This is a genomic window from Paludibacterium flexuosum, from assembly GCF_037076605.1.
Taxonomy (GTDB): Bacteria; Pseudomonadota; Gammaproteobacteria; order Burkholderiales; family Chromobacteriaceae; genus Paludibacterium.
In genome coordinates this window covers 3,269,192-3,293,872 of the sequence record NZ_AP029060.1, presented here as the reverse complement: position 1 = coordinate 3,293,872, position 24,681 = coordinate 3,269,192, and the positions used below count along the sequence as shown (strand labels likewise).

Annotated in this window: 17 protein-coding genes and 4 tRNA genes; 14 read left to right on the top strand and 7 right to left on the bottom strand. The window is 61.1% G+C overall.

The genetic code is table 11. The features are described from left to right. From AACH39_RS15630 to xseA, 4 genes are all read left to right on the top strand, one after another. Complete coding sequence (locus AACH39_RS15630; protein ID WP_215777789.1) at positions 1–1,512, top strand: PTS transporter subunit EIIC; 1,512 nt, start codon at positions 1–3, stop codon at positions 1,510–1,512. 149 nt (positions 1,513–1,661) lie between these two features. Further along, positions 1,662–2,675 carry a type I glyceraldehyde-3-phosphate dehydrogenase gene (gene gap / locus AACH39_RS15625; RefSeq protein WP_215777792.1) on the top strand — a complete coding sequence of 338 codons (1,014 nt, stop codon included), beginning with the start codon at positions 1,662–1,664 and terminating at the stop codon, positions 2,673–2,675. A gap of 180 nt (positions 2,676–2,855) precedes the next feature. Continuing rightward, the gene (gene adhE, locus AACH39_RS15620; protein WP_215777794.1) at positions 2,856–5,495 is read left to right on the top strand and encodes a bifunctional acetaldehyde-CoA/alcohol dehydrogenase; all 2,640 of its coding nucleotides are present in this window, start codon (positions 2,856–2,858) and stop codon (positions 5,493–5,495) included. A gap of 361 nt (positions 5,496–5,856) precedes the next feature. Next, positions 5,857–7,212: an exodeoxyribonuclease VII large subunit gene (xseA, locus tag AACH39_RS15615; protein ID WP_215777798.1), complete on the top strand. Its 1,356-nt coding sequence runs from the start codon at positions 5,857–5,859 to the stop codon at positions 7,210–7,212. 97 nt (positions 7,213–7,309) lie between these two features. Here xseA and AACH39_RS15610 read toward each other — a convergent pair whose 3' ends face one another. Further along, entirely contained in the window at positions 7,310–7,606 is a 297-nt protein-coding gene (locus AACH39_RS15610) for a metalloregulator ArsR/SmtB family transcription factor (protein ID WP_252346082.1), read from the bottom strand. Between the two features lie 105 nt (positions 7,607–7,711). Here AACH39_RS15610 and gpmI point away from each other — a divergent pair, with 105 nt between their 5' ends. The 8 genes from gpmI to AACH39_RS15570 all read left to right on the top strand — a co-directional run bounded on the left by gpmI (position 7,712) and on the right by AACH39_RS15570 (position 18,860). Further along, complete coding sequence (gpmI, locus tag AACH39_RS15605; RefSeq protein WP_215777801.1) at positions 7,712–9,232, top strand: 2,3-bisphosphoglycerate-independent phosphoglycerate mutase; 1,521 nt, start codon at positions 7,712–7,714, stop codon at positions 9,230–9,232. Beyond that, the gene (locus AACH39_RS15600) at positions 9,229–10,530 is read left to right on the top strand and encodes a peptidoglycan DD-metalloendopeptidase family protein (RefSeq protein WP_215777804.1); all 1,302 of its coding nucleotides are present in this window, start codon (positions 9,229–9,231) and stop codon (positions 10,528–10,530) included. The genes gpmI and AACH39_RS15600 overlap by 4 nt, the downstream gene beginning before the upstream one ends. Before the next feature lie 23 nt (positions 10,531–10,553). After that, positions 10,554–11,969, top strand: a complete 1,416-nt coding sequence (locus AACH39_RS15595; RefSeq protein ID WP_215777806.1) for a S41 family peptidase — start codon at positions 10,554–10,556, stop codon at positions 11,967–11,969. A gap of 106 nt (positions 11,970–12,075) precedes the next feature. Continuing rightward, positions 12,076–13,383: an amino-acid N-acetyltransferase gene (argA, locus tag AACH39_RS15590; protein ID WP_215777809.1), complete on the top strand. Its 1,308-nt coding sequence runs from the start codon at positions 12,076–12,078 to the stop codon at positions 13,381–13,383. 86 nt (positions 13,384–13,469) lie between these two features. Continuing rightward, positions 13,470–13,745, top strand: a complete 276-nt coding sequence (locus AACH39_RS15585) for an oxidative damage protection protein (protein WP_215777812.1) — start codon at positions 13,470–13,472, stop codon at positions 13,743–13,745. A 61-nt stretch (positions 13,746–13,806) separates the two neighbouring features. Beyond that, entirely contained in the window at positions 13,807–15,864 is a 2,058-nt protein-coding gene (ppk1, locus tag AACH39_RS15580; RefSeq protein ID WP_338620541.1) for a polyphosphate kinase 1, read from the top strand. A gap of 49 nt (positions 15,865–15,913) precedes the next feature. Further along, positions 15,914–17,578: an energy-dependent translational throttle protein EttA gene (gene ettA, locus AACH39_RS15575; RefSeq protein ID WP_215777817.1), complete on the top strand. Its 1,665-nt coding sequence runs from the start codon at positions 15,914–15,916 to the stop codon at positions 17,576–17,578. Between the two features lie 157 nt (positions 17,579–17,735). Continuing rightward, positions 17,736–18,860, top strand: a complete 1,125-nt coding sequence (locus AACH39_RS15570) for a methyl-accepting chemotaxis protein (RefSeq protein WP_338620540.1) — start codon at positions 17,736–17,738, stop codon at positions 18,858–18,860. Here the strand turns inward: AACH39_RS15570 and AACH39_RS15565 are convergent. The 5 genes from AACH39_RS15565 to AACH39_RS15545 all read right to left on the bottom strand — a co-directional run bounded on the left by AACH39_RS15565 (position 18,850) and on the right by AACH39_RS15545 (position 21,745). Then, positions 18,850–20,037 (bottom strand): GGDEF domain-containing protein, encoded by a 1,188-nt coding sequence (locus AACH39_RS15565; protein WP_215777821.1) that lies wholly within the window; start codon positions 20,035–20,037, stop codon positions 18,850–18,852. The two genes, AACH39_RS15570 and AACH39_RS15565, sit on opposite strands and share 11 nt — an antisense overlap. A 169-nt stretch (positions 20,038–20,206) precedes the next feature. Further along, positions 20,207–20,282: transfer RNA gene (locus tag AACH39_RS15560), tRNA-Glu, on the bottom strand. 6 nt (positions 20,283–20,288) lie between these two features. Then, positions 20,289–20,365, bottom strand: a tRNA-Arg gene (locus AACH39_RS15555). Between the two features lie 10 nt (positions 20,366–20,375). Continuing rightward, positions 20,376–20,468, bottom strand: a tRNA-Ser gene (locus AACH39_RS15550). A gap of 47 nt (positions 20,469–20,515) precedes the next feature. Continuing rightward, complete coding sequence (locus AACH39_RS15545) at positions 20,516–21,745, bottom strand: aspartate kinase (RefSeq protein ID WP_215777824.1); 1,230 nt, start codon at positions 21,743–21,745, stop codon at positions 20,516–20,518. 192 nt (positions 21,746–21,937) lie between these two features. On the opposite strand from AACH39_RS15545, the gene AACH39_RS15540 reads away from it, so the two are divergent. Both AACH39_RS15540 and AACH39_RS15535 read left to right on the top strand, forming a co-directional pair. After that, a tRNA-Ala gene (locus AACH39_RS15540) sits at positions 21,938–22,013 on the top strand. Between the two features lie 349 nt (positions 22,014–22,362). Beyond that, positions 22,363–22,626: a hypothetical protein gene (locus AACH39_RS15535; RefSeq protein ID WP_338620539.1), complete on the top strand. Its 264-nt coding sequence runs from the start codon at positions 22,363–22,365 to the stop codon at positions 22,624–22,626. Between the two features lie 1,156 nt (positions 22,627–23,782). Here AACH39_RS15535 and AACH39_RS15530 read toward each other — a convergent pair. Next, complete coding sequence (locus tag AACH39_RS15530; protein ID WP_215777840.1) at positions 23,783–24,520, bottom strand: transporter substrate-binding domain-containing protein; 738 nt, start codon at positions 24,518–24,520, stop codon at positions 23,783–23,785. Positions 24,521–24,681: the final 161 nt, after the last annotated feature.

Below are 24,681 nucleotides of genomic sequence, written 5' to 3'. Positions count from 1 at the left end.
ATGTCATTCAATGCATTTGCTGTACTACAAAAGATCGGCAAGGCGCTGATGATGCCTGTCGCAGTGCTCCCGGTTGCGGGCTTGCTGCTGGGTATCGGCGCCGCCAATTTCAGCTGGATTCCGCCTATCGTGTCCCACCTGATGGCAGCTGGCGGTGGTGCCGTCTTCGGCAACCTGCCCATCCTGTTTGCCGTGGGTGTGGCACTCGGTCTGACCGACAATGATGGCGTTGCTTCCATCGCCGCCATCGTCGGCTATGCCGTCCTGGTCGCCACCATGGGCATCATGGCGCCGATCCTGGGCGTCAAGACCGTCATGGTATTCGGCATGCCTTCCATGGACACCGGCGTCTTCGGCGGTATCCTGTCGGGTATCCTGGCTGCCGCGCTGTTCAACAAGTACTACCGCATTGAACTGCCGAGCTACCTCGGCTTCTTTGCCGGCAAGCGCTTCGTGCCGATCGTGACCGGTATCTCCTCCATCTTCCTGGGGGTTGTCCTGGCCTTCATCTGGGCACCGATCCAACATGGTATCGACGTGTTCTCCCAATGGGCTGCCGTCAGCAACCCGGCCGTCGCCGTTACCCTGTATGGCGTGGTAGAACGCATGCTGCTGCCGTTCGGTCTGCATCACATCTGGAACGCACCGTTCTTCTTCGTGATGGGTAACTTCACCGACCCGGTGACCGGTCAGATCATCCACGGCGACATCAACCGCTTCTTCGCAGGCGACCCGACTGCCGGCATCCTGGCTGGCGGCTTCCTGCCGAAGATGTGGGGCCTGCCGGCCGCTGCGATTGCCATCTGGCACACCGCCAAGCCGGAAAACCGCACCAAGATCGGCGCCATGATGGTTTCCGCTGCGCTGACCTCGTTCCTGACCGGTATCACCGAGCCGATCGAGTTCTCCTTCCTGTTCGTTGCACCGGTCCTGTACGCCGTGCACGCCGTCCTGGTGGGCCTGGCCTTCTGGCTGATGAACACCTTCGGCGCCCACATGGGCTTCACCTTCTCCCAGGGCTTTATTGACTTTGCTGTGTTCTATGTCAAAGACGTCAAGCCGTGGTTGGTGTTTATTCTGGGTCCGATCTACGCGATTGTTTACTACACCGTATTCCGCGTACTGATTACCGCCCTGAACCTCAAGACCCCGGGTCGTGAAGACACCGTCGAGGAAGAGCAACTTGACGAAGTCGCCGTTGCCAAGGCCGTATCGGCTTCCGGCGCACCGGTAGAACAAGCCAAGGCAGCCGCACCGGCCGGTAACGACAAGTCGGCCATGGCCCAAGGCCTGGTAGAAGCTTTCGGTGGTCGCAGCAACCTGACCAGCCTGGATGCCTGCATCACCCGCCTGCGCGTCAGCGTGGCCGAAGTCGACAAGGTCGACCAGGCTCGCCTGAAGTCCATGGGTGCCGCTGGCGTGGTCGTGGTTGGCAACAACATTCAGGCCATCTTCGGACCGCGCTCCGAAAACCTGAAGACCGACATGCAAGAGTACCTGAAGCACCACTAAGCAGTTTTGCAGGGCCGGCGGCGATCCGGCCCGACCGGATCGCCGCCCGTAGTCAAAGCAGCAAGTAACACAGAACACGCTCGTTTCATTTACCCGATTTTTTGCTCCCGCATGCCGCTGGCGCCGCGGGGGAAAGCAAGGAGCACAACATGGCTATCCGTCTGGCAATCAATGGTTATGGTCGTATCGGTCGCAACGTCCTGCGCGCCATCTTCGAAAGTGGCCGCGACAAGGACTTCACCCTGGTGGCGATCAATGACCTGGGCGATGCCGAAATCAACGCCTACCTGACCCGCCACGACTCTGTTCACGGTCACTTCAACGCCAGCGTCAAGGTGGAAGGTGACAACATGATCGTCAATGGCCAGGCCATCAAGGTGTGCTCCGAACGCGACCCGGCCAAACTGCCGTGGAAAGAACTTGGCGTGGACATCGTGCTGGAATGCACCGGCCTGTTCACCAGCAAGGAAAAAGCCTCGGCCCACATCGCCGCCGGCGCCAAGAAAGTCCTGATCTCCGCCCCGGGCGGCAAGGATGTCGATGCCACCATCGTGTACGGTGTCAACCATCAGACCCTGAAGGCCACCGACACCGTCGTGTCCAACGCCTCGTGCACCACCAACTGCCTGGCCCCGCTGGTCAAGCCGCTGGCTGACAAGATCGGTGTCCTGAGCGGCCTGATGACCACCATCCACTCCTACACCAACGACCAGGTCCTGACCGACGTGTACCACAGCGACCGCCGCCGCGCCCGCTCGGCCACCCAGTCGATGATCCCGACCAAGACCGGCGCCGCCGCCGCCGTCGGCCTGGTGCTGCCGGAACTGGCCGGCAAGCTGGACGGCTTCGCGGTTCGCGTGCCGACCATCAACGTCTCCGTCGTCGACCTGACCTTCGTGGCCGCTCGTCCGACCAGCGTGGCCGAAGTCAACCAGATCCTGCGCGAAGCCTCCGAAGGCGCGCTCAAGGGCGTGCTCAACTACAACGAAGAGCCACTGGTCTCCATCGACTTCAACCACAACCCGGCCTCGTCCACCTACGACTCGACCCAGACCCGCGTTGACGGCAACGGCACCCTGGTCAAAGTCCTGTCCTGGTACGACAACGAGTGGGGCTTCTCCAACCGCATGCTGGATACCGCGCATGCCATGTGGAATGCCTGATCGCACTGAGTAAAGCCTGAAACAGGGGGAGGCCCGCCTCCCCCTGCCTCCCGAGGTTTTTCACGAATTGCCGCCTCAGCCACCCGCCGCTGCCCGTGTCGCGCGTCCCCGGACATTCGTGAACGACTTTGCTTCGCCCAAGGGCGACAACCCAATTTTGCTATGTAGAGAGGAAGTAACATGGACAGTAACCAGCTCAACCAACTGGTCAGCCGTGTCAAAGCGGCTCAGCGGCTCTATGCCACCTACACCCAGGAACAGGTCGACGCCATCTTCCGCGCCGCCGCCCTGGCCGCTGCCGATGCCCGCATTCCGCTGGCAAAACTGGCAGCAGAAGAAACCCGCATGGGCGTCGTCGAAGACAAAGTGATCAAAAACCACTTCTCTTCCGAATACATCTACAACAAGTACAAGGACGAGAAGACCTGCGGCATCATCGACCATGATCCGTCCTTCGGCATCCTGACCATCGCCGAGCCGATCGGCCTGCTGTGCGGCATCGTGCCGACCACCAACCCGACCTCGACGGCCATCTTCAAGGCACTGATCTCGCTCAAGACCCGCAACGGCATCATCTTCAGCCCGCACCCGCGCGCCAAGAAAGCCACCTGCGAAGCCGCCCGCATCGTCCTGGAAGCCGCCGTCAAGGCCGGCGCACCGGCCGACATCATCGGCTGGGTCGGCGAACCGACCGTCGAGCTATCCAACCAGCTGATGCGCCACCCCGACATCAACCTGATCCTGGCCACCGGTGGCCCGGGCATGGTCAAGGCCGCCTACTCCTCCGGCAAGCCGGCCATCGGCGTCGGCGCCGGCAACACCCCGGTCATCATCGACGAAACCTGCGACATCAAGCGTGCCGTCGCCTCGATCCTGATGTCCAAGACCTTCGACAACGGCGTCGTCTGCGCCTCCGAACAATCGGTCGTCATCGTCGACGCGGTCTACAAGCAAGTCAAAGAGCGCTTCCACAGCCATGGCGGCCACGTCCTGACCGCCGAAGAATGCAAGGCCGTCAGCAAGGTCATCCTCAAGGAAGGCGCCCTCAATGCCGACATCGTCGGCCAGTCGGCCATCCGCATCGCTGAAATGGCCGGCATCAAGGTCCCGCCGACCACCCGCGTCCTGATCGGCGAAATCGACAAGGTGAGCGAAGACGAAGCCTTCGCCCACGAAAAACTGTCGCCGACCCTGGCCATGATCCGCGCCCGCGACTTCGACGACGCCCTCGACAAAGCCGAGGCCCTCGTCACCATGGGCGGCATTGGCCACACCTCGGTGCTCTATACCGACCAGGACCTGGAACGCGAACGCATCCGCCGCTTCGGCGAGCGCATGAAGACCGCGCGCATCCTGATCAACTCGCCGGCCTCGCAAGGCGCCATCGGCGACCTGTACAACTTCAAGCTGGCCCCGTCGCTGACGCTGGGTTGCGGTTCGTGGGGCGGTAACTCCATCTCCGAAAACGTGGGTCCGCAACACCTGATCAACAAGAAAACGGTGGCTGAACGGGCTGAAAACATGCTGTGGCACAAACTTCCGAAGTCGATCTATTTCCGTCGCGGCTGCCTGCCGGTTGCCCTTGAAGAACTCTCCGACAAGAAGCGCGCCCTGATCGTCACCGACGGCTTCCTGTTCAAGAACGGCTATGTCGACCAGGTCAGCGACATCCTCAAGAAGAGCGGCGTCGAAGTCGAAGTCTTCTACGAAGTCGAAGCCGACCCGACCCTGGCCATCGTGCGCCGTGGCGCCGCCGTCGCCTCGCGCTTCAAGCCGGACGTCATCATCGCCCTCGGCGGTGGTTCGCCGATGGACGCCGCCAAGATCATGTGGGTCATGTACGAGCACCCGGACGTCTCCTTCGAAGAACTGGCCCTGCGCTTCATGGACATCCGCAAGCGCATCTACAAGTTCCCGAAACTGGGCGTCAAGGCACAGATGGTCGCCATTCCGACCACCTCGGGCACGGGCTCCGAAGTCACCCCGTTCGCCGTCGTCACCGACGAAAAGACCGGCATGAAGTACCCGCTGGCCGACTACGAACTGACGCCGAACATGGCCATCGTCGATGCCAACCTGGTGATGAACATGCCGAAGTCGCTGACCTCGTTCGGGGGTATCGACGCGGTCACCCACGCCCTGGAAGCCTACGTGTCCGTCATGGCCAACGAATACAGTGACGGCCAGTCGCTGCAGGCCCTGCAACTGCTCAAGGACTACCTGCCGGCCTCCTATGCCCAGGGTTCCCATGACCCGGTTGCCCGCGAAAAGGTCCACAATGCCGCGACCATTGCCGGTATCGCCTTTGCCAACGCCTTCCTCGGCATCTGCCACTCGATGGCACACAAGCTGGGTTCGGAATTCCACATTCCGCACGGTCTGGCCAACGCCCTGCTGATCAGCAACGTGATCCGCTTCAACGCCACCGACACCCCGACCAAGCAGGCCGCCTTCAGCCAGTACTCGCGTCCGCAAGCACTGTGCCGCTATGCCGCCATTGCCGATCACCTGAAACTGGCCGGCAAGAACGACAAGCAAAAGGTCGAAAACCTGATCGCCTGGGTCGACGAACTGAAGCAGCAACTGGACATCCCGGCCTCCATCCGCGAAGCCGGCGTGGCAGAAGCCGACTTCCTGGCCAAGGTCGACAAGCTGGCCGAAGAAGCCTTTGACGACCAGTGCACCGGCGCCAACCCGCGCTTCCCGCTGATCAGTGAACTGAAGCAGATCCTGCTCGACACCTACTACGGTCGCCCGTACGTCGAGAGCCACCTGCGCACCGAAGAAAAGCCGGCAGAAAAGTCGGGCAAAAAAGCCTGATGACCCGCTGACACTTTGAGAGCGCAACACGCAAACGGCCGCGAATCGCGGCCGTTTTTCTTGCCAGACTGTTGCAAAGATACCGGCCACCAGCACTGACTGCTACAATGCACCGGTCGCTGACAAACAATTAAAGCGCGGCTTCAACGGTGTGGATAAACCTGTTGATAATATTGAAAAATCCACCCCGAAAAACCGAACACACCAAGTCGGTGCATCATCTAGAATGATTTGATAATGTCAACGCAACGATTTGATTTTATTTGGCTTTTCACCAATCACTCCGGATATTTTCACCGATTTTGCACGATGTCTTCAGATAAAATCGTGCTTTGTCAACTGCTGTGGATGACTTGACAAAATGCCATTTCCCCCTTTGGCCAGTGACGTCATCAGCGTCTCGACCTTGAACCGCCTGGCCCGTGATCTGCTCGAATCCGGCCTGCCTGCCGCATGGATCGGCGGCGAAATCTCCAACCTGACCATCGCCGCCTCCGGCCACGCCTACTTCTCGCTCAAAGATGCCGGCGCCCAGGTACGCTGCGTCATGTTCCGCGGCCGCGTCGCCACCCTGCCCTTCCGGCTCAGCAACGGCCAGCAAGTCGAATTGCGCGGCACCCCCTCACTGTACGAAGCGCGGGGCGAATTCCAGATCAATGTCGACACCGTCAGAATGGCCGGCCTCGGCAAACTGTTCGAAGCCTTCGAACGCCTCAAGGCACAACTGAGCGCCGAAGGCCTGTTCGCCGCCGAACGCAAACGCCCGATCCCCTCTCTGCCAAGCGCCATCGGCATCGTCACCTCCCCCGCCGCCGCTGCCCTGCGCGACGTCGTCACCACCCTGCGACGCCGCATGCCCGGCCTGCCCCTGATCCTCTACCCCACCCAGGTCCAGGGAGAAGGCGCCGCCCAGCAAATCGCCCAGGCCATCCGCAGCGCCGGCCAACGCCAGGAAGTCGACGTCCTGATCGTCTGCCGCGGCGGCGGCAGCATCGAAGACCTGTGGTCCTTCAACGAAGAAATCGTCGCCCGCGCCATCAGCCAGAGCCCTATCCCGGTCATCAGCGGCGTCGGCCACGAAACCGACTTCACCATCAGTGACTTTGTTGCCGACCTGCGCGCCCCCACCCCGACCGCCGCAGCCGAACTGGCCGCCCCCAGCCGCGACCAATTGCAACGCCAGCTCGACCAGAGCCAGCAGACACTGCGCCGCGCCCTCGACCGGCAACTCGGCCACAAGGCACAGCAACTCGACCTGAAAGCACAACGCCTGCGCCACCCGGGCGAGCGCCTGCGCCAACAGGCTCGCCAGCTGAGCCACCTCGCCGAACAACTGCAACAACGCCTGCAAATGCGCATGCAGCGCTACGGCATGCAGGTGGAACGCCTGCAAAACCGCCTGCAAGCCAACCGTCCCGCCCTGGCAACACGCCAACAACGCCTGGCGCAACAGGCCGCCGCACTGCAACGCGCCATGCAGACCGGCATGCAACGCCGACAACAAACCCTGCTCAACCAGGCCGGCCTGCTGGAATCCTACAACCCGCAATCCGTCCTGCAGCGAGGCTATGCCATCGTGCAGACAGAACAGGGTATCGTCGTGCGCAGCAGCCACAACCTGCGTCAGGGACAGCGCCTGCAGGTACAGCTGGCAGAGGGGCAGACCGACGTACGCGTCGATCTCAAGATCGCACAGCAACCCGAACTGCCGTTCTGACACGGCCGGATACTGCGCGCAGAAAAGACAACGGGCCACGCTGGACGTGGCCCGTACTGGCCGAACCCGCAGGTTCGCGCCGTCACGAACAGGAAAATCAGTCGCCGAAACCGCAGAACACTTCGCGCATCATTTTCAGCACTTCGAGTGTCCGGATATCACCCACCCGGTAATACACCCTGTTGGCATCTTTGCGCGTCCGCAACACACCTTTGTCGCGCATGATGGCGAGGTGCTGCGAAATATTGCTCTGTGACGTGCCTACCTGTTCGACAATATCCTGAACACTGACCTCTTGATCCCCAAGCACCGAGATGATCTTCAGGCGCAGCGGATGCGACATGGCCTTCATCGCGCGCGAAGACTGTTCGATCTGGTCGTTGTTGAACAACAAGGTATTACTCCTAATGTAGTCATTTTTCTGATGCGATATACGGTACAATAGTAAACATAAAATCGCCATCCATCAAGAATTTCTAATATTCTGATTGCCAATATCATGAAAAAACCCACACCCGTAATGTTGTTAATCCTGGATGGCTTCGGTTATCGCCCGGAAGGCGATGACAATGCCATCCTGCACGCTGCCATGCCGAACTGGAAATCGCTGTGCGATCAGTATGCATTTGGCACAATTCAGGCCTCCGACCACTATGTCGGACTGCCGCGCGGCCAGTTCGGCAACTCCGAAGTCGGCCACCTGAACATCGGGGCAGGACGCATCGTGCAACAAGACATCAGCCGCATCGATTGCGACATCGAAGACGGCAGCTTTGCCGGCAACGAGACCCTGCAAGCCGCCTTCCGCCAGGCACAGCAAGGCACCCTGCACATCATGGGCCTGCTGTCCGACGGCGGCGTACACAGCCACGAAAACCACATCCATGCCGTCCTGCGCGCCGCCCAGCAAGCCGGCGTGGCCCGCATCGCCGTCCATGCCTTCCTCGACGGCCGCGACACCCCGCCACAAAGCGCCAAGCTCTACCTGGAACGCCTCGACGCCGTGCTGGCCACCATTCCCCAGGCCCGCCTCGCCTCGATGACCGGCCGCTACTGGGCCATGGACCGCGACAAACGCTGGGAACGCGTCGAAACCGCCTACCGCCTGCTGGTCGACGGCGAAGGCGAATTCCACAGCGACACCGGCCTGAATGGCCTGAAGGCCGCCTACGACCGCGGCGAAAACGACGAATTCGTCAAACCGACCTCGATCGGCGACAAAACCGTCATGGCCGATGGCGACAGCGTGATCTTCATGAACTTCCGCGCCGACCGCGCGCGCCAGCTGGTCACGGCACTCACCGACCCGGCCTTCGACGGCTTCAAACACCGTCAGCCCAAGTTCGGCTACTTCGCCACCCTGACCCGCTACGGCGAAGACTTCCCGCAACCCACGCTGTACGCCCCGCAGACCATCCACAACGGCTTCGGCGAATACCTGTCCGGCCTTGGCCTGCAACAGCTGCGCATCGCGGAAACCGAGAAATACCCGCACGTCACCTACTTCTTCAACGGCGGCGAAGAGCAGGTCTACCCGGGAGAAGACCGCATCCTGGTGCCCTCCCCCAAAGTCGCCACCTATGACCTGCAGCCGGAAATGAGCGCACCGCAAGTCGCCGACCACATCGTCGAAGCCATCGCCAGCGGCAAATACGACGCCATCGTCTGCAACTTTGCCAACGGCGACATGGTCGGCCATACCGGCGTCTTCGACGCCGCCGTCAAAGCCGTCGAAACCCTGGACGCCTGCATCGGCCGCTGTGTCGAAGCCATGCTGGCCGCCGGTGGCGAAGTCATCATCAGTGCCGACCACGGCAACTGCGAAAAGATGTATGACGAAATCAACCAGCAACCGCATACCCAGCACACGACCAATCTGGTACCGTTCCTGTATATCGGCCGCCATGCCCGCATCCGCCAGGGTGGCGCGCTGAAGGATATTGCGCCGTCGATGCTGGCCGTGATGGGCATCGACAAACCCGCAGAAATGACCGGTGAATCCCTGATCGACTTCCAGTGAAACGTACTCTTCTCCTCCTCCTGCTGCTCGCCGGCCCGACCTGGGCCGCGAGCAACAACCTGAGCACCGCCCCGCAGCAGAAAAACCTCAAGGCGGTGCGTCAGCAAATCGACACCCTGCAAAAGGACATCGCCCAGAAACAGGCCGTCCAGAAGCAGGCGCAGACCGCCATCCAGCAGTCCGAAGTCGCCATCCAGCAGACCAACCAGGTCCTCAACCAGCTGGGCAAAAAGCAAAACGCCTCCTCCGCCCGGCTGGCAGACCTGGAAAAGCAGATCCGGGACGCCCAGCAACAGGTCGCCCTGGTACAGCAGAAAGTGGCGCAAATGCTGGCGCGGCAATACCGCAACGGCGAACACGACGCCATGAAGCTGATGCTCAACGGTTCAGACCCCAATCAGACCTCGCGCGACATGGTGTACTACCAGTACATTGCCCGCGCACAACAAAAACTGATCGCCGACCTGAACCAGCGCCAGGCCACCCTGGCGCAACTGGCCGAGCAACTGGAACAGCAGCTGCACGTCATCGTCAGCATGAGCACCCGCAAGGCGCAGGAGAAGAGTCAACTGCAGCAGGCCAAGGCCAGCAAGCAGCAACAGGTCAACCAGCTGGGCAACGAAATCCAGAACCGTCAGGATCAGCTGGCGAAACTCAAGCAAGATGAGAAGCGGCTGACCGACCTGATTGCCGACATCAACCGCAAGATCCAGCAGCAGATCGCCGAACGCAAGGCGAAAGAAAAAGCCGCCTTCAAGGCGCGTCAGGAAGCCGCCCGCAAAGAAAACGAACGCCGGCGCAAACTGGCCGCCGAGGCCCAGAAACAAGGCAAGCCGGTGCCGGAAGTCGCCAAGAGCCAGGTGCCGGTCGAAACCGTCGACAGCGCCGCAGACGACAGCAATGCCGGCCGCGCCTTCCGCAGCCTGCAAGGCCGCATGAAACTGCCGGTCACCGGCGAAATTGCCGGCCGCTTCGGCAGCATGCGCAACGAAGGCACCACCTGGAAAGGCGTCTTCATCCATGCCAGCCGCGGCCAGGCCGTGCATGTCGTCGCCGATGGCCGCGTCGTCTACGCCGATGCCCTGCGCGGCTTCGGCAACGCCGTCATCGTCGACCATGGCGGCAACTACCTGACCGTCTATACCGGCCTGTCCGCCATCGGACGTGGTGTCGGTGATGCAGTCAAGGCAGGCGACAGCCTGGGCAGCACCGGGGCACTGGACAGCGGCGAAGCTGGCCTGTACTTTGAAATACGATATCTGGGCAAGCCAATCAACCCGCTTACCTGGGTGCATTAACTACAAACGGAGAGTCATTCCTGATGAGTAGTCATCGCCTGAAAAAAATTGCCCTGGTGGGTGCCGGCGCCCTGGCGGGCGGGGTGCTGACCCTGAGCCTGCAAGCCTTTGCAGAAAAAGACAACAACCTCTCCACCCTGCCGCTCAACGAACTGCGGACCTTTGCCGAGGTCTTCGGTCGCGTCAAGCAGGACTACGTCGAGCCGGTCGATGACAAAAAACTGATCAACGATGCCATCAAAGGCATGCTGACCGGTCTGGACCCGCACTCCGACTACATGACCCCGGACGAATTCAAAGACCTGCGCGAAAAAACCCAGGGCGAATTCGGCGGCCTGGGCATTGAAATCGGCGCCGAAGACGGCCTGGTCAAAGTCGTCTCGCCGATCGAAGACACCCCGGCCCAAAAAGCCGGCGTACGCAGCGGCGACTACATCGTCAAAATCGATGACGCCCCGGTCCGCGGCATGAGCCTCAACGACGCCGTCAAGCGCATGCGCGGCAAACCCGGCTCCAAAGTCACCCTGACCATCGCACGCAAAGATGCCGACAAACCGATCGTCCTGACCCTGACGCGCGCCATCATCCGCACCAAGAGCGTCAAGTTCAAACTGCTCGAACCCGGCTACGGCTATGTGCGCGTCACCCAGTTCCAGGAACACTCCGCGGAAAACCTGGCCAACGCCATCCAGAGCATGTACGCCAGCAACAAGGGCGACCTCAAGGGTCTGGTCCTCGACCTGCGCGACGACCCCGGCGGCCTGCTCAATGGCGCTGTCGGCGTCGCCGCCGCCTTCCTGCCCAAGGACACCCTGGTGGTCTACACCCAGGGCCGCACCGCCGACTCCAAGATGCACCTGACCGCCAACCTGGCCAACTACGCCAACGCCGATGGCAGCGACCCGCTGGCCAAACTGCCGCCGCAGACCCGCAAGGTGCCGATGGTCGTCCTGGTCAACGGCGGCTCCGCCTCCGCCTCGGAAATCGTCGCCGGTGCCCTGCAGGACAGCAAACGCGCCCTGATCATCGGCACCCAGACCTTCGGCAAGGGCTCGGTACAAAGCATCCTGCCCCTGTCCAACGATGGCGGCATCCGCCTGACCACCTCGCGCTACTTCACCCCGAGTGGACGCTCGATCCAGGCCAAGGGCATCACCCCCGACATCCTGGCCGACGATGGTGACTCCGCCTACCGCGCCTTCACCGTGCGCGAAGCCGACCTGGAAGGCCACCTGGCCAACCCGAACGGCGACGACAAGACCCCGGCAGCCCAGCCCAAGCCCGCAGCGGCGCCCAAAACCGCCCCGGACAGCAGCAAGCCGCCGCGCGCCCAGGTCAACGGCGACGTACCGGACCCGTCCAGCGACTACCAGTTGAGCCAGGCACTCAACACCCTGAAAGTACAACAACTGCTGGTCAAGAAAGCCGCCAGCCAGTAAAACCGCGACTGCGCCGACAGGCTGCAGTCAGATCCGTCAGGCCGGGGTGCGCAGGCTCTCCCCGGCCTGGATTTTTACCACTACCCCACTGTCGGAGCCGGGCATCATGTTGTCTCACCAGTTTGCGCTGCCATTTCGCGAGGCAGCCCCCTACATCAACACCTTTCGTGGCAAAACCTTCGTGCTGGCCATCAGTGGCGAGACCGTCGACAACGGCCATTTCCCGCAACTGGCACAAGACATCAACCTGCTGGTCAGCCTCGGCGTGCGCGTGGTTCTGGTGCACGGCATCCGCCCGCAAATCGACAAACTGCTGGCACGCCACGGGCTGAACCGCCAGTTCCACCACCACCGCCGCATCACCGACGACGACACCATCGACGTCGTCAAACAGGCCGTTGGCCTGGCCAGACTCGACATCGAAGCCGCCCTCTCCACCGGCATGCCCAACTCACCGATGCACGGCGCCCACCTGCGCGTCGTCGGCGGCAACGTGCTGACCGCACAACCGCTCGGCGTCGTCGACGGCGTCGACATGCAATACACCGGCCAGGTCCGCCGCCTCGACACCCAGGCCATCCACTCCTGGCTGGCCAACGGCGACCTGGTGCTGATGTCGCCCATCGGCTACTCCCCCACCGGCGAAGCCTTCAATCTCACCATGGAAGAAGTCGCCACCGAAACCGCCATTGCCCTGCGCGCCGAAAAACTGATCTTCCTCATCGAAGGCATCGGCGTCCTCAACCAGGATGGCGAACTGATCCACAACATGACCGCCCAGCAGGCCGAAGAACTGCTCGCCACCGGCAACCTCAACGACGAAGCCCGGCTCTACCTGCCCTACAGCGTGCGCGCCACCCGCGAAGGCGTCACCCGCGCCCACCTGGTCAGCGACAGCGACGACGGCGCCCTGCTGACCGAACTCTTCACCTCCGCCGGCGCCGGCAGCATGATCGCCCGCGACCCGCTGGTCAAACTGCGCCCGGCCAACATCGACGACATCGGCGACCTCATGGGACTGATCCGCCCCCTGGAAGAACAAAACATCCTGGTTCGCCGCAGCCGCGAACACCTGGAAATGGAAATCGGCCGCTACACCGTGCTGGAACACGACAACCGCATCTACGGCTGCGTCGCCATGCACCCCTTCCACGAAGCCGAAACCGCCGAACTCGCCTGCCTGGCCGTCTCGCCCGAACGCCGCAACAGCGGCTTTGGCGAAATGCTGCTGCACCACGTCGAATACCAGGCACGCACCCAGGGACTCAGCTCACTATTCGTCCTCACCACCAAGACCGCCCACTGGTTCATCGAGCGCGGCTTCAGCGAGCAGCCCCCCAGCGCCCTGCCGGAGACCCGACAAAAGCTCTACAACCAGCAACGCCGCTCCAAAGTCTTCGTGAAAACCCTGTGAGCCCCTACCTACATCAAGGTTGGAGCCGATGACCGGATATGCCACAATAGCCGGCATAACTGATTTAACTGAATCAAGGATTTTCAATGGCACGCACAGTTCAATGCATCAAGCTCGGCCGTGAAGCCGATGGTCTGGATTTCCCGCCGCTGCCCGGCCCGCTCGGCCAGCGCGTCTTCGAAAACGTTTCCAAAGAAGCCTGGCAAGGCTGGATTCGCTACCAGACCATGCTGATCAACGAAAACCGCCTGAGCCTGGCCGACCAGCGTGCGCGACAATACCTGTCGCAACAGCTGGAAGCCTATTTCTTTGGCGAGGGTGCCGATACCCCAACTGGGTACGTTCCACCAGCAGGTCAATGAAACATAATAAAAGCCCGGTATACTGGGCTTTTTTCTTTTTGACTTCCGCACGGACTGCACCATGGCAAACCAAGAACAAACCATGCTCAACCGCGAACTGGGACTGATCGAATTCAACCGCCGCGTCCTGGCACAGGCGGAAGACCCCAGACTGCCCCTGCTAGAGCGACTGAAATTCCTCTGCATCGTCTCCTCCAACCTGGACGAATTCTTTGAAGTCCGTGTCGCCTGGCTCAAGGAAGTCAAAGAGCACACCCCCGAACGCATCCTCGCCGACGGCAGCAACGCCGAACAATGCCTGGCCAAAGTCTGCGCCGCCGCCCGCCAGCTGATCCGCGAACAATACGGCGTCATGCGCGAAGTCATCTTCCCGGCCCTGCGCGAAGAAAACATCCAGTTCCTGCGCCGCAACGAATGGACCATCGAGCAGCAAGAGTGGGTCAAAGACTTCTTCCACCGCGAACTGCTGCCCATCCTCACCCCCATCGGACTCGACCCCTCCCACCCCTTCCCCAAGGTGCTGAACAAGAGTCTGAACTTTGCCGTCGAACTCGAAGGCCGCGACGCCTTCGGCCGCCAGTCCGGCATCGCCATCGTCCAGGCCCCGCGCATCCTGCCGCGCGTCATCAAACTGCCGGCAGAAATCAGCGACGGCCACCGCCACACCTTCGTCTTCCTCTCCTCCATCCTGCACTCCCACGTGCACGAACTGTTCCTCGGCATGACGGTCAAGGGCTGCTACCAGTTCCGCGTCACCCGCAACAGCGAACTGAACCTCGAAGAGGAAGACATGAAAAACCTGCGCACCGCCCTGCAAGGCGAGCTGCGCCACCGCCAGTTCGGCGATGCCGTCCGGCTCGAAGTTGCCGACACCTGTCCGGCCCATATGGAAGAATTCCTGCTGACCCAGTTCGGCCTCGACCCGCGTGACGTCTTCCGCGTCGACGGTCCGGTCAACCTGGTACGCCTGATGTCCCTGCCCGACCTCGTCGACCGCCCGGACCTTAAATTCAAACCCTTCATCCCCAGCCTGCCACCGCAACTGGAGAAAAAAGTCGGACTATTCGACGCCATCAGCCAGGGCGACATCCTTCTGCACCACCCCTACCAGAGCTTCCAGCCGGTCATCGACCTGCTTAACCTGGCCGCCACCGACCCGCAAGTGGTGGCCATCAAGATGACCGTCTACCGCACCGGCACCGACTCCGTCCTCATGGACTCGCTGATCGCCGCGGCCCGCGCCGGCAAACAAGTCACCGTGGTCGTCGAACTCATGGCCCGTTTCGACGAAGAAGCCAACATCAGCTGGGCCTCCCTGCTGGAAGATGCCGGCGCCCACGTGGTCTACGGCGTCTTCGGCTACAAAGTCCACGCCAAAATGCTCATGGTGGTACGACGCGAAGAACGCGGCCTCAAACGCTACGTACATCTGGGCACCGGCAACTACCACCCGCGCACCGCGCGCATGTACACCGACTTCGGCCTGCTGACCTGCAACGAAAAAGTCGCCAGCGACGTCAACGACATCTTCGTCCAGCTCACCGGCCTCGGCCGCGCCAGCAAACTGCACCTGCTGCACCAGAGCCCCTTCACCCTGCACAGCATGATCCTCGAATCCATCGAGCGCGAAATCCAGAACGCCGAAGCCGGCCGCCCGGCCCAGATCATGGCCAAGATGAACGCCCTGCTCGACCCGCAGGTCATCGCCGCGCTCTACCGCGCCAGCCAGGCCGGCGTCAAAATCCAGCTCATCGTGCGCGGCGTTTGCGCCCTGCGCCCCGGCGTCCCCGGCATGTCCGAAAACATCACCGTACGCTCCATCGTCGGCCGCTTCCTCGAACACCCGCGCGTGTTCTACTTCTACAACGACCGCGAAGAAAACCTCTACATCGCCAGTGCCGACTGGATGGGCCGCAACTTCTTCCGCCGCATCGAAAGCTGCGTGCCGATCATCGACCCCAAACTCAAGCGCCGCCTGATCAAGGAAGCCCTTCGCCTCTACCTGGAAGACAACGTCAACGCCTGGGAAATGCAGCCCGACGGCAGCTACCGGCGCAAAAACGTGCGCGGCCGCTTACGCTGCGCCCAAGATACCCTGCTCGAGGAATACACCCGCTGACCGCGTGGTAAAATCCCTCTTTTTCTGACTTAGCTTTCGGCAGATAAACATGTCTCAATACGTATTTTCGATGTTGCGTGTCAGCAAGGTGGTCCCGCCCAAACGGCAGATCATCAAGGACATTTCGCTCAGCTTCTTCCCCGGCGCCAAAATCGGCCTGCTCGGCCTGAACGGCTCCGGCAAATCCACCGTGCTGCGCATCATGGCCGGCCTGGACAAAGAAATCGAAGGCGAAGCCACGCCGATGCCCGGCATCAAGATCGGTTATCTGCCGCAAGAGCCGGAACTCAACCCCGAGCACACCGTCCGCGAAGCCGTCGAAGAAGGCCTGGGCGACGTCATGCTGGCGCAGAAAAAACTCGACGAGATCTACGCCGCCTACGCCGAACCCGACGCCGACTTCGACTTCCTCTCCGCCGAGCAGGCCAAATACGAAGCCATCCTGGCCACCAGCGACGGCAGCGCCAACCAGCAAATGGAAATCGCCGCCGACGCCCTGCGCCTGCCCGACTGGGACGCCAAAATCGGCCATCTCTCCGGCGGGGAAAAACGCCGCGTCGCCCTGTGCCGCCTGCTGCTGTCCAAACCCGACATGCTGCTGCTGGACGAGCCGACCAACCACCTCGACGCCGAATCCGTCGAATGGCTGGAACAATTCCTGGTGCGCTTCCCCGGCACCGTGGTCGCCGTCACCCACGACCGCTACTTCCTCGACAACGCCGCCGAATGGATCCTCGAACTCGACCGCGGCCACGGCATCCCCTGGAAGGGCAACTACTCCTCCTGGCTCGACCAGAAAGAAGCCCGCCTGAAACAGGAAGAAAACAGCGAATCCGCCCGCCAGCGCGCCATCAAGAAAGAACTGGAATGGGTGCGGCAAAACCCCAAGGGACGCCAGGCCAAGTCCAAGGCCCGTCTGGCCCGCTTCGAAGAGCTGTCCAGCCAGGAATACCAGCGCCGCAACGAAACCCAGGAAATCTTCATCCCGATCGGCGAACGCCTGGGCAATGAAGTCATCGAATTCGACCACGTCAGCAAAGCCTTCGGCGACCGCCTGCTGATCGACGACCTGAGCTTCAAGGTACCGCCCGGCGCCATCGTCGGCATCATCGGCCCCAACGGCGCCGGTAAGTCCACCCTGTTCCGCATGCTGGCCGGACAGGAACAACCCGACAGCGGCAGCGTCAAGATCGGCCCGACCGTCAAAATGGCCTATGTCGACCAGAGCCGCGGCTCGCTCGACGCCAACAAGACCGTCTTCGACGAAATCGCCGATGGCCACGACCTGCTGACCGTCGGCCGCTACGAAACCCCGTCGCGCGCCTACATCGGCCGCTTCAACTTCAAGGGCGCCGACCAGCAGAAAATCGTCGGCCAGCTCTCCGGCGGTGAGCGCGGCCGCCTGCACCTGGCCAAGACCCTGATCGCCGGCGGCAACGTCCTGCTGCTCGACGAACCCTCCAACGACCTCGACGTGGAAACCCTGCGCGCCCTGGAAGACGCCCTGCTCGAATTCGCCGGCTGCGTCATGGTCATCAGCCACGACCGCTGGTTCCTCGACCGGATCGCCACCCACATCCTGGCCTGCGAAGGCGACTCCAAATGGACCTTCTTCGACGGCAACTACCAGGAATACGAAGCCGACAAGAAAAAGCGCCTGGGCGAAGAAGGCGCCAAACCCAAGCGCATCCGCTACAAGCCGATCACCCGCTGATCGACACCGAAGCCACCCAAAGCAGCCTCGCGGCTGCTTTTTTTGCACTTCCGCACCACAATGCGCATGTCATGACCTGCGAAGCCACGCAGATGTCGTAATATGAATCAATGCGTCCGAGAAACTGTCAGAAAACCAAAAACCAGGAGAAGTGAACATGTTCGGATGGGGCAAACAGCGGGACAACACCAGTGCGGAGCGTACCGAGCTGGCACGCCTGAAAAGCGTACTCGACCTGTCAGACCACCTGGTCATGCTGGCCGACAACAGCCAGGACAACCTGGTGTTCTACATGAACCGTACCGCCCGCCAGGCCTTCAACCAGCACCGCGAAGCCCTCAACCGTCACCTCAACAACGGCCACGACGTGCAGAACGCGTTCGGCCAGAGCATCCACCAACTCCACCAGGACCCGCAACGCAGCCGCTCACTGTTTGCCGACCTCAAGGCGCGCCGCATCAGCGAACACGAAGCCCTGATGCAGATCGGCGAGCTGATCTTCAAAGCCCGGCTGGAACCCCTCTGGCACAGCGAACGCCCCGGCGAAATCGACTGCTTCCTCGCCACCTTCATGGACGTCACCGCCAAAGAACGCGCCCGCGCCCTCGAGGCCGACAAAGACAGCCACCGCAGCGACCTGCGCAGCCGCGTGGCCGAAGTCTCCGGCAGCATGACCAGCCTCGGCCACAGCATCAACGAAGTCGCCGAACAGACCGCCTCCGTCTCCGAATCCGCCAGCGTCATGCTGGCCGAGTCCCACACCGGCGTCGACATCCTCAGCCAGACCAGCCAGAGCATGAACGGCGTCGGCAACATGGTGCGCCAGACGGCACAGAACCTCGAAGAACTCGGCAAACGCTCGGAAACCATCGGCCAGATCGTCAACGTGATTCGCGAGATTGCCGACCAGACCAACCTGCTGGCACTGAACGCCGCCATCGAAGCCGCACGTGCCGGCGAACAGGGACGCGGCTTTGCCGTGGTGGCCGACGAAGTACGCAAACTGGCCGAACGCACCGCCAAAGCCACCGGCGAGATCTCCACCATGATTGGCGACATCCAGCGCGAGGTGAAGCAAAACGTGGCCGTGATTGAAGACGGACGGCAAAAAGTGGAAACCACCGAACAGGACTTCCGCCGCGCCGAAGAGGCATTAACCAAAATTGTGGACGAGCTGGTCGCACTGCGAGACGCCGTGACCCATATCGCCTACTCCGCCGAGCAGGAATCCGCCACCACGCTCAAAGTCGCCCGCCAGCTGCAGGACATGATCAAGGCGTAAGCTGCAAGGCACCGGCCTGACGCTGCTCCGCTGCCGTCACCAGCCGGTTGCCGCCATCGCGCTTGGCCTGATACATACGGACATCGGCGAACTCCACCAGCGTATGCCAGTCCTCCAGGCCATCTGCCTGCCGCTCGGCCAGCCCGATGCTGCAGGTCAGCAGCGAACCATCCGGCCGCCGTCCCAGCCCATTCTCCAGCACCCGCAACAGCGCCTGACGCGCCTGCTGCATATCGGTATTCGGCATCAGCAGCAAAAACTCCTCGCCGCCCCAGCGAATCAGAATGTCACCATGGCGCAGACTGCGCGAAATCGAGCGATTGACCTGCTGCAACACCCGGTCGCCGGCCTCGTGCCCATACTCGTCATTGATCTTCTTGAAACTGTCCAGATCGACAAATGCCACCGACAGCGGCGTATTGTGGCGCCGGGCATAACTTTGCTGCAGCGCCAGCAGCTCCTCGCCGCTGCGACGGGAAAACATGCCGGTCAGCGGGTCGTGAATCGTCTGATTCACCAGGGCAATAATGAAAGCCAGCTGACTCAGACTGGCCAGACTGCCCACCCCCGCCAGCAACACCAGCAACCACAGCTGCGCACCAAAAGACGGCAAATTCACCTCATGCCAGTTAAAGGCATACGCCACCATATTGGCCGCCAGCACCGCCAGCGAAAACAACACCGTCTCGATCAACGTCAGCGGGAAAATCGCCATACCCGCCAGCAACACAAACGGCAGGAAAGCATAACCGGCACTCATCGCGGCCGCCGCACCCTGCAAGTGCTGATCCACCAGCAACATGTGCGACACCAGATAGAACACCGTCGGAATGGCAAACAGCGCCACCATGGCACGATAGGCATGGCGCATGCGCCCATTGCGCGGCAGCAGCACCACCAGCGCGACAAACGCACAGGTGGCCACCAGACGCAGCAGCGCCAGGCGCAGCCACAGCGACAAGGGCAGCGTGACCATATCCACCACCACCCACAGCGGCGTCAGCACCGCAAACAGCGAAGCAAACAGCCGCACCCGATTGAGAATCATCTGAGCACGCCGGAACACGATCAACGGCATGTGCAGGCGCGGGCTGACCAGCCAGCCGGTTTCATTCGGCTCGACTTCCCCCGGCAGCATGCCGAGCAACCATTGCCATAGCAGATTAGCGAGATACATCGTCATTCCAGCGAAGAGTCCATTTCATTTTATCCACAGCTAGATAAAAAGAACATAGGCATATTCAAAACAATCATATGGGATGCAGATGCATAAGGAAGGCAACCGGGCGCAGAAAACAAAAAAGCACCTGACGAGATCAGGTGCTTCTTGAATACTAACCGGTCCTTGGCGTCCCCACGGGGATTCGAACCCCGGTTACCGCCGTGAAAGGGCGATGTCCTAGGCCTCTAGACGATGGGGACCAGGAGTGGCGCACCCGGAGCGATTCGAACGCCCGACCCTCTGGTTCGTAGCCAGATACTCTATCCAACTGAGCTACGGGTGCGCGGGAGGTCTGGCGGAGAAAGAGGGATTCGAACCCTCGATACAGGTTTTGCCCGTATGCACCCTTAGCAGGGGTGTGCCTTCGACCACTCGGCCATTTCTCCGTTCAGAGGGTTGCGATATTAAGGAATGCCGCTCCCTCTGTCAAGCCTTAATCTTCCTGATCCAGGGAAAAAGCTTTATGCAACACGCGAACGGCCAATTCCAGGTACTTTTCATCCACCAGCACCGACACCTTGATTTCCGACGTGGAGATCAACTGAATGTTGATGCCCTCCTCCGCCAGGGTACGGAACATGGTCGATGCGACCCCACAGTGCGAGCGCATGCCGACACCAACGATGGACAGCTTGGCCACCTTGTCATTGGCATCAATCTTGGCGGCACCGATATGAGCCTGCACATCGCGCAGAATGGTCAGCGAACGCTGGAACTCGCCGCGCGGCACGGTAAAGGAAAAGTCCGTGGTACCGTTTTCGCCGACATTCTGAATGATCATGTCCACTTCAATATTGGCGTCGGCAATCGGGCCGAGAATCTGGTAGGCAATGCCCGGCTTGTCCGGCACCCCTTTGACATTGATGCGCGCTTCATTGCGGTCAAATGCGATGCCTGCCACGACTGCCTTTTCCATATTCTCATCTTCCTCAAACGTAATCAGCGTACCTTCACCTTCGTCCTCTTCGAAACTGGACAACACCCGCAGGCGAACGCGGTATTTGCCGGCAAACTCCACCGAGCGGATCTGCAGCACCTTGGAGCCCAGGCTGGCCATCTCGATCATTTCTTCAAACGTGATGGTTTTCAGCCGGCGCGCCTCCGGCACCACACGCGGATCGGTGGTATACACCCCGTCCACGTCGGTATAGATCTGGCACTCCTCCGCCCCCAGGGCCGCCGCCAGCGCCACCGCCGAGGTATCCGAACCACCGCGCCCCAGTGTGGTGATATGCCCCAGCTCATCCACCCCCTGGAAGCCGGCCACGATCACCACCTTGCCGGCGGCCAGATCGCTGCGGATCTCTTCTTCATCAATGGACTGAATACGCGCCTTGCCATGCGAACTGTCGGTCGTGACCCGCACCTGCCAGCCACAATAGCTGTGCGCGGGAACACCGATCTCCTGCAGTGCCATGGCCAGCAAACCGATCGTGACCTGCTCGCCGGTGGACACCACCACATCCAGCTCGCGAGGGTCCGGCTGCGCCTGGATCTCATTGGCCAGGGCGATAAGGCGATTGGTCTCGCCGCTCATCGCCGACACCACGATCACCAGATCATGCCCCTGTGCCTTCCAACGGGCGACACGCCGAGCCACGTTCTTGATACGCTCCGTGGTGCCGACTGACGTGCCCCCGTACTTTTGTACGATTAGTGCCATGCTCTTTGTCTTTTGAATTTTGTGGAATGTCGAGCTTCGATTAATGCCGCAAGCGGACAAGAAAAGCAAGCAGCATGGCGGCATATCCGGCATTTTCTGCTGCGTCGCAACAGCAGGCCACGGATCACTCTGAAAAGGCGGGAACAAACTTGTCAGCCCAGAGCGGCCTCTTTAGAATTTATGCCATTCTTCGGGCCGGTAGCTCAGCTGGGAGAGCGCTGCGTTCGCAATGCAGAGGTCGGGAGTTCGATCCTCCTCCGGTCCACCAGTCTTCCCCTCTTTCGCGGTCTATCCTGTCCTCGCCGTCATCACTTTGCGATGAACATCAGATCCATCATGACAACGCAGCAGCCCGCGCAAGACCTTACACCACCCCGCCAAGGCTCCACCTTAAGCAGCACCATCCGCCACCGCCCACTCCCCGCAGATTGATGGCGCACTTGAAGCGTGCGCCCTACGGTGCTCTCCAGGCAGGATGACCGCGCTGACTTGCGGATCTGTCATCGCTTTCGCTAGGGTATGGGTCGCGGCAATGATGCCGTGAATAGGCGCGGGCCCGGGGGTGCTGGTAACACCCCCGAGCCCGCTAACCAAACCAACTCGAACGAGGAGTCAGTATGGCTGCCAAGCATGGTAATTCACCCCTGTCCCACTTCACAAATCGCCGTTCTCATCCGTCGTCGTTCATGCCGCTGTTTGAGCTGGTTTCCGAGCTGTGCCCACCACGTGAGGCGCTGGCCGAACCCGGCATGTGCCGCCTGATCGTCGATGGCCGGCTCGACTGGTCATTGGCCAGGGTCAATGGCCACAGCTGGCTGTATCTGCCGCGAGCGGTGCCGATGCGGCAATTGGCGGGTTGCACGGTGTTGCTGGCGGAGTAGGCATTCAACTGGAGGCCGGGGGGTGTTAAGCCCCCCGGAGGGGTCGGTTTGGCGCATTGCTGCGGTGCATTTCTGCGGTGCATTGCTGCGGTGCATTTCTGCGGTGCATTGCCTTCGGCGAATGCACCCTACGCGAATGTGCCCTACGCGAATGTGCCCTACGCGAATGCACCCTACGCGAATGTGCCCTACTCGTGCCGAGCGGTCACCTTACCCGCCCCCCACACCCCCTCGTACTTCATCTCCCACCGCTGCCGCCCCAGCCAGTCCGCCAGCAACCGCGCCCGGTGCTGAGCTTGCCCCCCTCCCGCCCCGCCAAGACCTGCTGCGCCTCACGTATCGCCCAGCCCGCGTCAGCATCACGTTTCAGCCGCACCTGTGCTCCAGCCTCGCTCGCCCTGGCACAACGAGAGAGACGAACCGCTGCCACGGCGCCCCCTGCAACGCGTCGGCTTCCGCCGCGAGCAGGCGGACGGCACCTGGCGCGACAGCTCCCTGTTCCCGTTGCCAATTTGGAACGGGAACAGGGACGCTCGCCGCAAACCCTTGCAAGACAAGGCTGTTCCCGTTGTTCCCGTTGTTCCCGTGCCTTTTGAGGTAAAGAGGGGAATAGGTACCGAGATCACGTGAAATACTGTACGGGAGAGATGTTTAAGAATGACAAATACATATAAATATATATAGGCATACATACAAATACTAATTACCTACATAACAGATCAATTCCTCCCCTCTCCCCCTCTCTTTACTTTCTTGCTTAAAACGAACGGGAACAGCGGGAACAGCCTTGTCTGGCAAGGGTTTCAACCGGGTACACCGCGTTCCCGTTCCTGAATGCAACGGGAACATGGGGGCTTCATACGCCGATGCAATGTGAACGGCGCACTTGAAGAGTGCGCCCTACGTAGGATGCATTCGCCGAATGGCAATGCATCAATGCATCGCGTAGGGTGCATTCGCGTAGGGTGCATTCGCCGAAGGCAATGCGCCGATGCAATGCGCCAATGGTGCATTCGCCGAAGGCAATGCGCCGATGCAATGCGCCAATGATGCATTCGCCGAATGGCAATGCATCATTGCAATGCGCCCATGGCACGCCATCCTCATCTCCTGCCAGCGATACCACGCCGGAACTCACGTGACGACATGTGACGATTCACCACCTGGCCAGAATTTGCGCGAGTTCCCCACTGGATTGAAGTCGAGCAAAGGCCTTCTGGATACGCTGCTCGGTGTCATAGGGGAAATGCAGCCCTGCGGCCAGATAGACCCCGGTTGGCGGCCCGAAGGCGGCCCCCATCTGCAAGGCGCCTTCAGGATAGCCCATGGTTTTCCAGTAATAGCGCACAATGAGATCCGAATCTGCAATGCTCACAACACGATGGTGATACAGTTTTCGGACATTACTGCTGGCGTTTTCCGCGCCAGTGTCCAGCAGCGAGAACCCGGCCGCCTGTAATTCGCCAATCAGCGCGTGCCCTCTGACAAGCCCAATGTCCACCCTTCGCGCCTCGTCGATGGAAGCAATGGGGTGTGGCAGCATGTAGGAATAGAAGTGCGACTGGGTCACAAGCAGCTTTGCCAGCCAACGATAGCTGCTTTCTCGCTGCGCAGTGCGGGAGAAGGGAATGATGCCGGATAGTTCATTGCCTTGTTGCTGGATCATCTCTTGCGCTCTTCGCCACGGGACATCGAAACGGAAGTGAAATTCCGGTGCACCATAGCGGGTAGCCGCCTGCAGGATTTCTATCGCCAATCCGGTGGCGTATCCCCCACTGGATCCGCAATAAGGCATAGCCTGCAGCGCATAGACTTCCACCGTCTCGGCCTTGGCCAGGATCGGCAGGATGAGCATCCCGAGCAACAGCTGGCGTAACAATCGCGCAAGATGCATAGAGGCCGATCCTTGTTTTTGACCATTTATACAATGCTAGTCGCCAAAGGTCATTGCACCAAATACAGACATGTAAGCGCACAACGCCCCCCGACACATCGCGCCTCGAATCAAGGCATGAGCGTCGTGTCGTGGTCTAACCATCCCGGACACCGCCCGCG

What these genes read in the sequence shown, in the direction of transcription:
- AACH39_RS15530 (WP_215777840.1), bottom strand. Translation starts at nt 24,520, where the DNA reads ATGCATCTTGCGCGATTGTTACGCCAGCTGTTGCTCGGGATGCTCATC.
- gap (WP_215777792.1), top strand. Translation starts at nt 1,662, where the DNA reads ATGGCTATCCGTCTGGCAATCAATGGTTATGGTCGTATCGGTCGCAAC.
- ppk1 (WP_338620541.1), top strand. Translation starts at nt 13,807, where the DNA reads ATGGCAAACCAAGAACAAACCATGCTCAACCGCGAACTGGGACTGATC.
- AACH39_RS15545 (WP_215777824.1), bottom strand. Translation starts at nt 21,745, where the DNA reads ATGGCACTAATCGTACAAAAGTACGGGGGCACGTCAGTCGGCACCACG.
- argA (WP_215777809.1), top strand. Translation starts at nt 12,076, where the DNA reads ATGTTGTCTCACCAGTTTGCGCTGCCATTTCGCGAGGCAGCCCCCTAC.
- ettA (WP_215777817.1), top strand. Translation starts at nt 15,914, where the DNA reads ATGTCTCAATACGTATTTTCGATGTTGCGTGTCAGCAAGGTGGTCCCG.
- AACH39_RS15585 (WP_215777812.1), top strand. Translation starts at nt 13,470, where the DNA reads ATGGCACGCACAGTTCAATGCATCAAGCTCGGCCGTGAAGCCGATGGT.
- xseA (WP_215777798.1), top strand. Translation starts at nt 5,857, where the DNA reads ATGCCATTTCCCCCTTTGGCCAGTGACGTCATCAGCGTCTCGACCTTG.
- AACH39_RS15535 (WP_338620539.1), top strand. Translation starts at nt 22,363, where the DNA reads ATGGCTGCCAAGCATGGTAATTCACCCCTGTCCCACTTCACAAATCGC.
- adhE (WP_215777794.1), top strand. Translation starts at nt 2,856, where the DNA reads ATGGACAGTAACCAGCTCAACCAACTGGTCAGCCGTGTCAAAGCGGCT.
- AACH39_RS15570 (WP_338620540.1), top strand. Translation starts at nt 17,736, where the DNA reads ATGTTCGGATGGGGCAAACAGCGGGACAACACCAGTGCGGAGCGTACC.
- AACH39_RS15630 (WP_215777789.1), top strand. Translation starts at nt 1, where the DNA reads ATGTCATTCAATGCATTTGCTGTACTACAAAAGATCGGCAAGGCGCTG.
- gpmI (WP_215777801.1), top strand. Translation starts at nt 7,712, where the DNA reads ATGAAAAAACCCACACCCGTAATGTTGTTAATCCTGGATGGCTTCGGT.
- AACH39_RS15595 (WP_215777806.1), top strand. Translation starts at nt 10,554, where the DNA reads ATGAGTAGTCATCGCCTGAAAAAAATTGCCCTGGTGGGTGCCGGCGCC.
- AACH39_RS15565 (WP_215777821.1), bottom strand. Translation starts at nt 20,037, where the DNA reads ATGTATCTCGCTAATCTGCTATGGCAATGGTTGCTCGGCATGCTGCCG.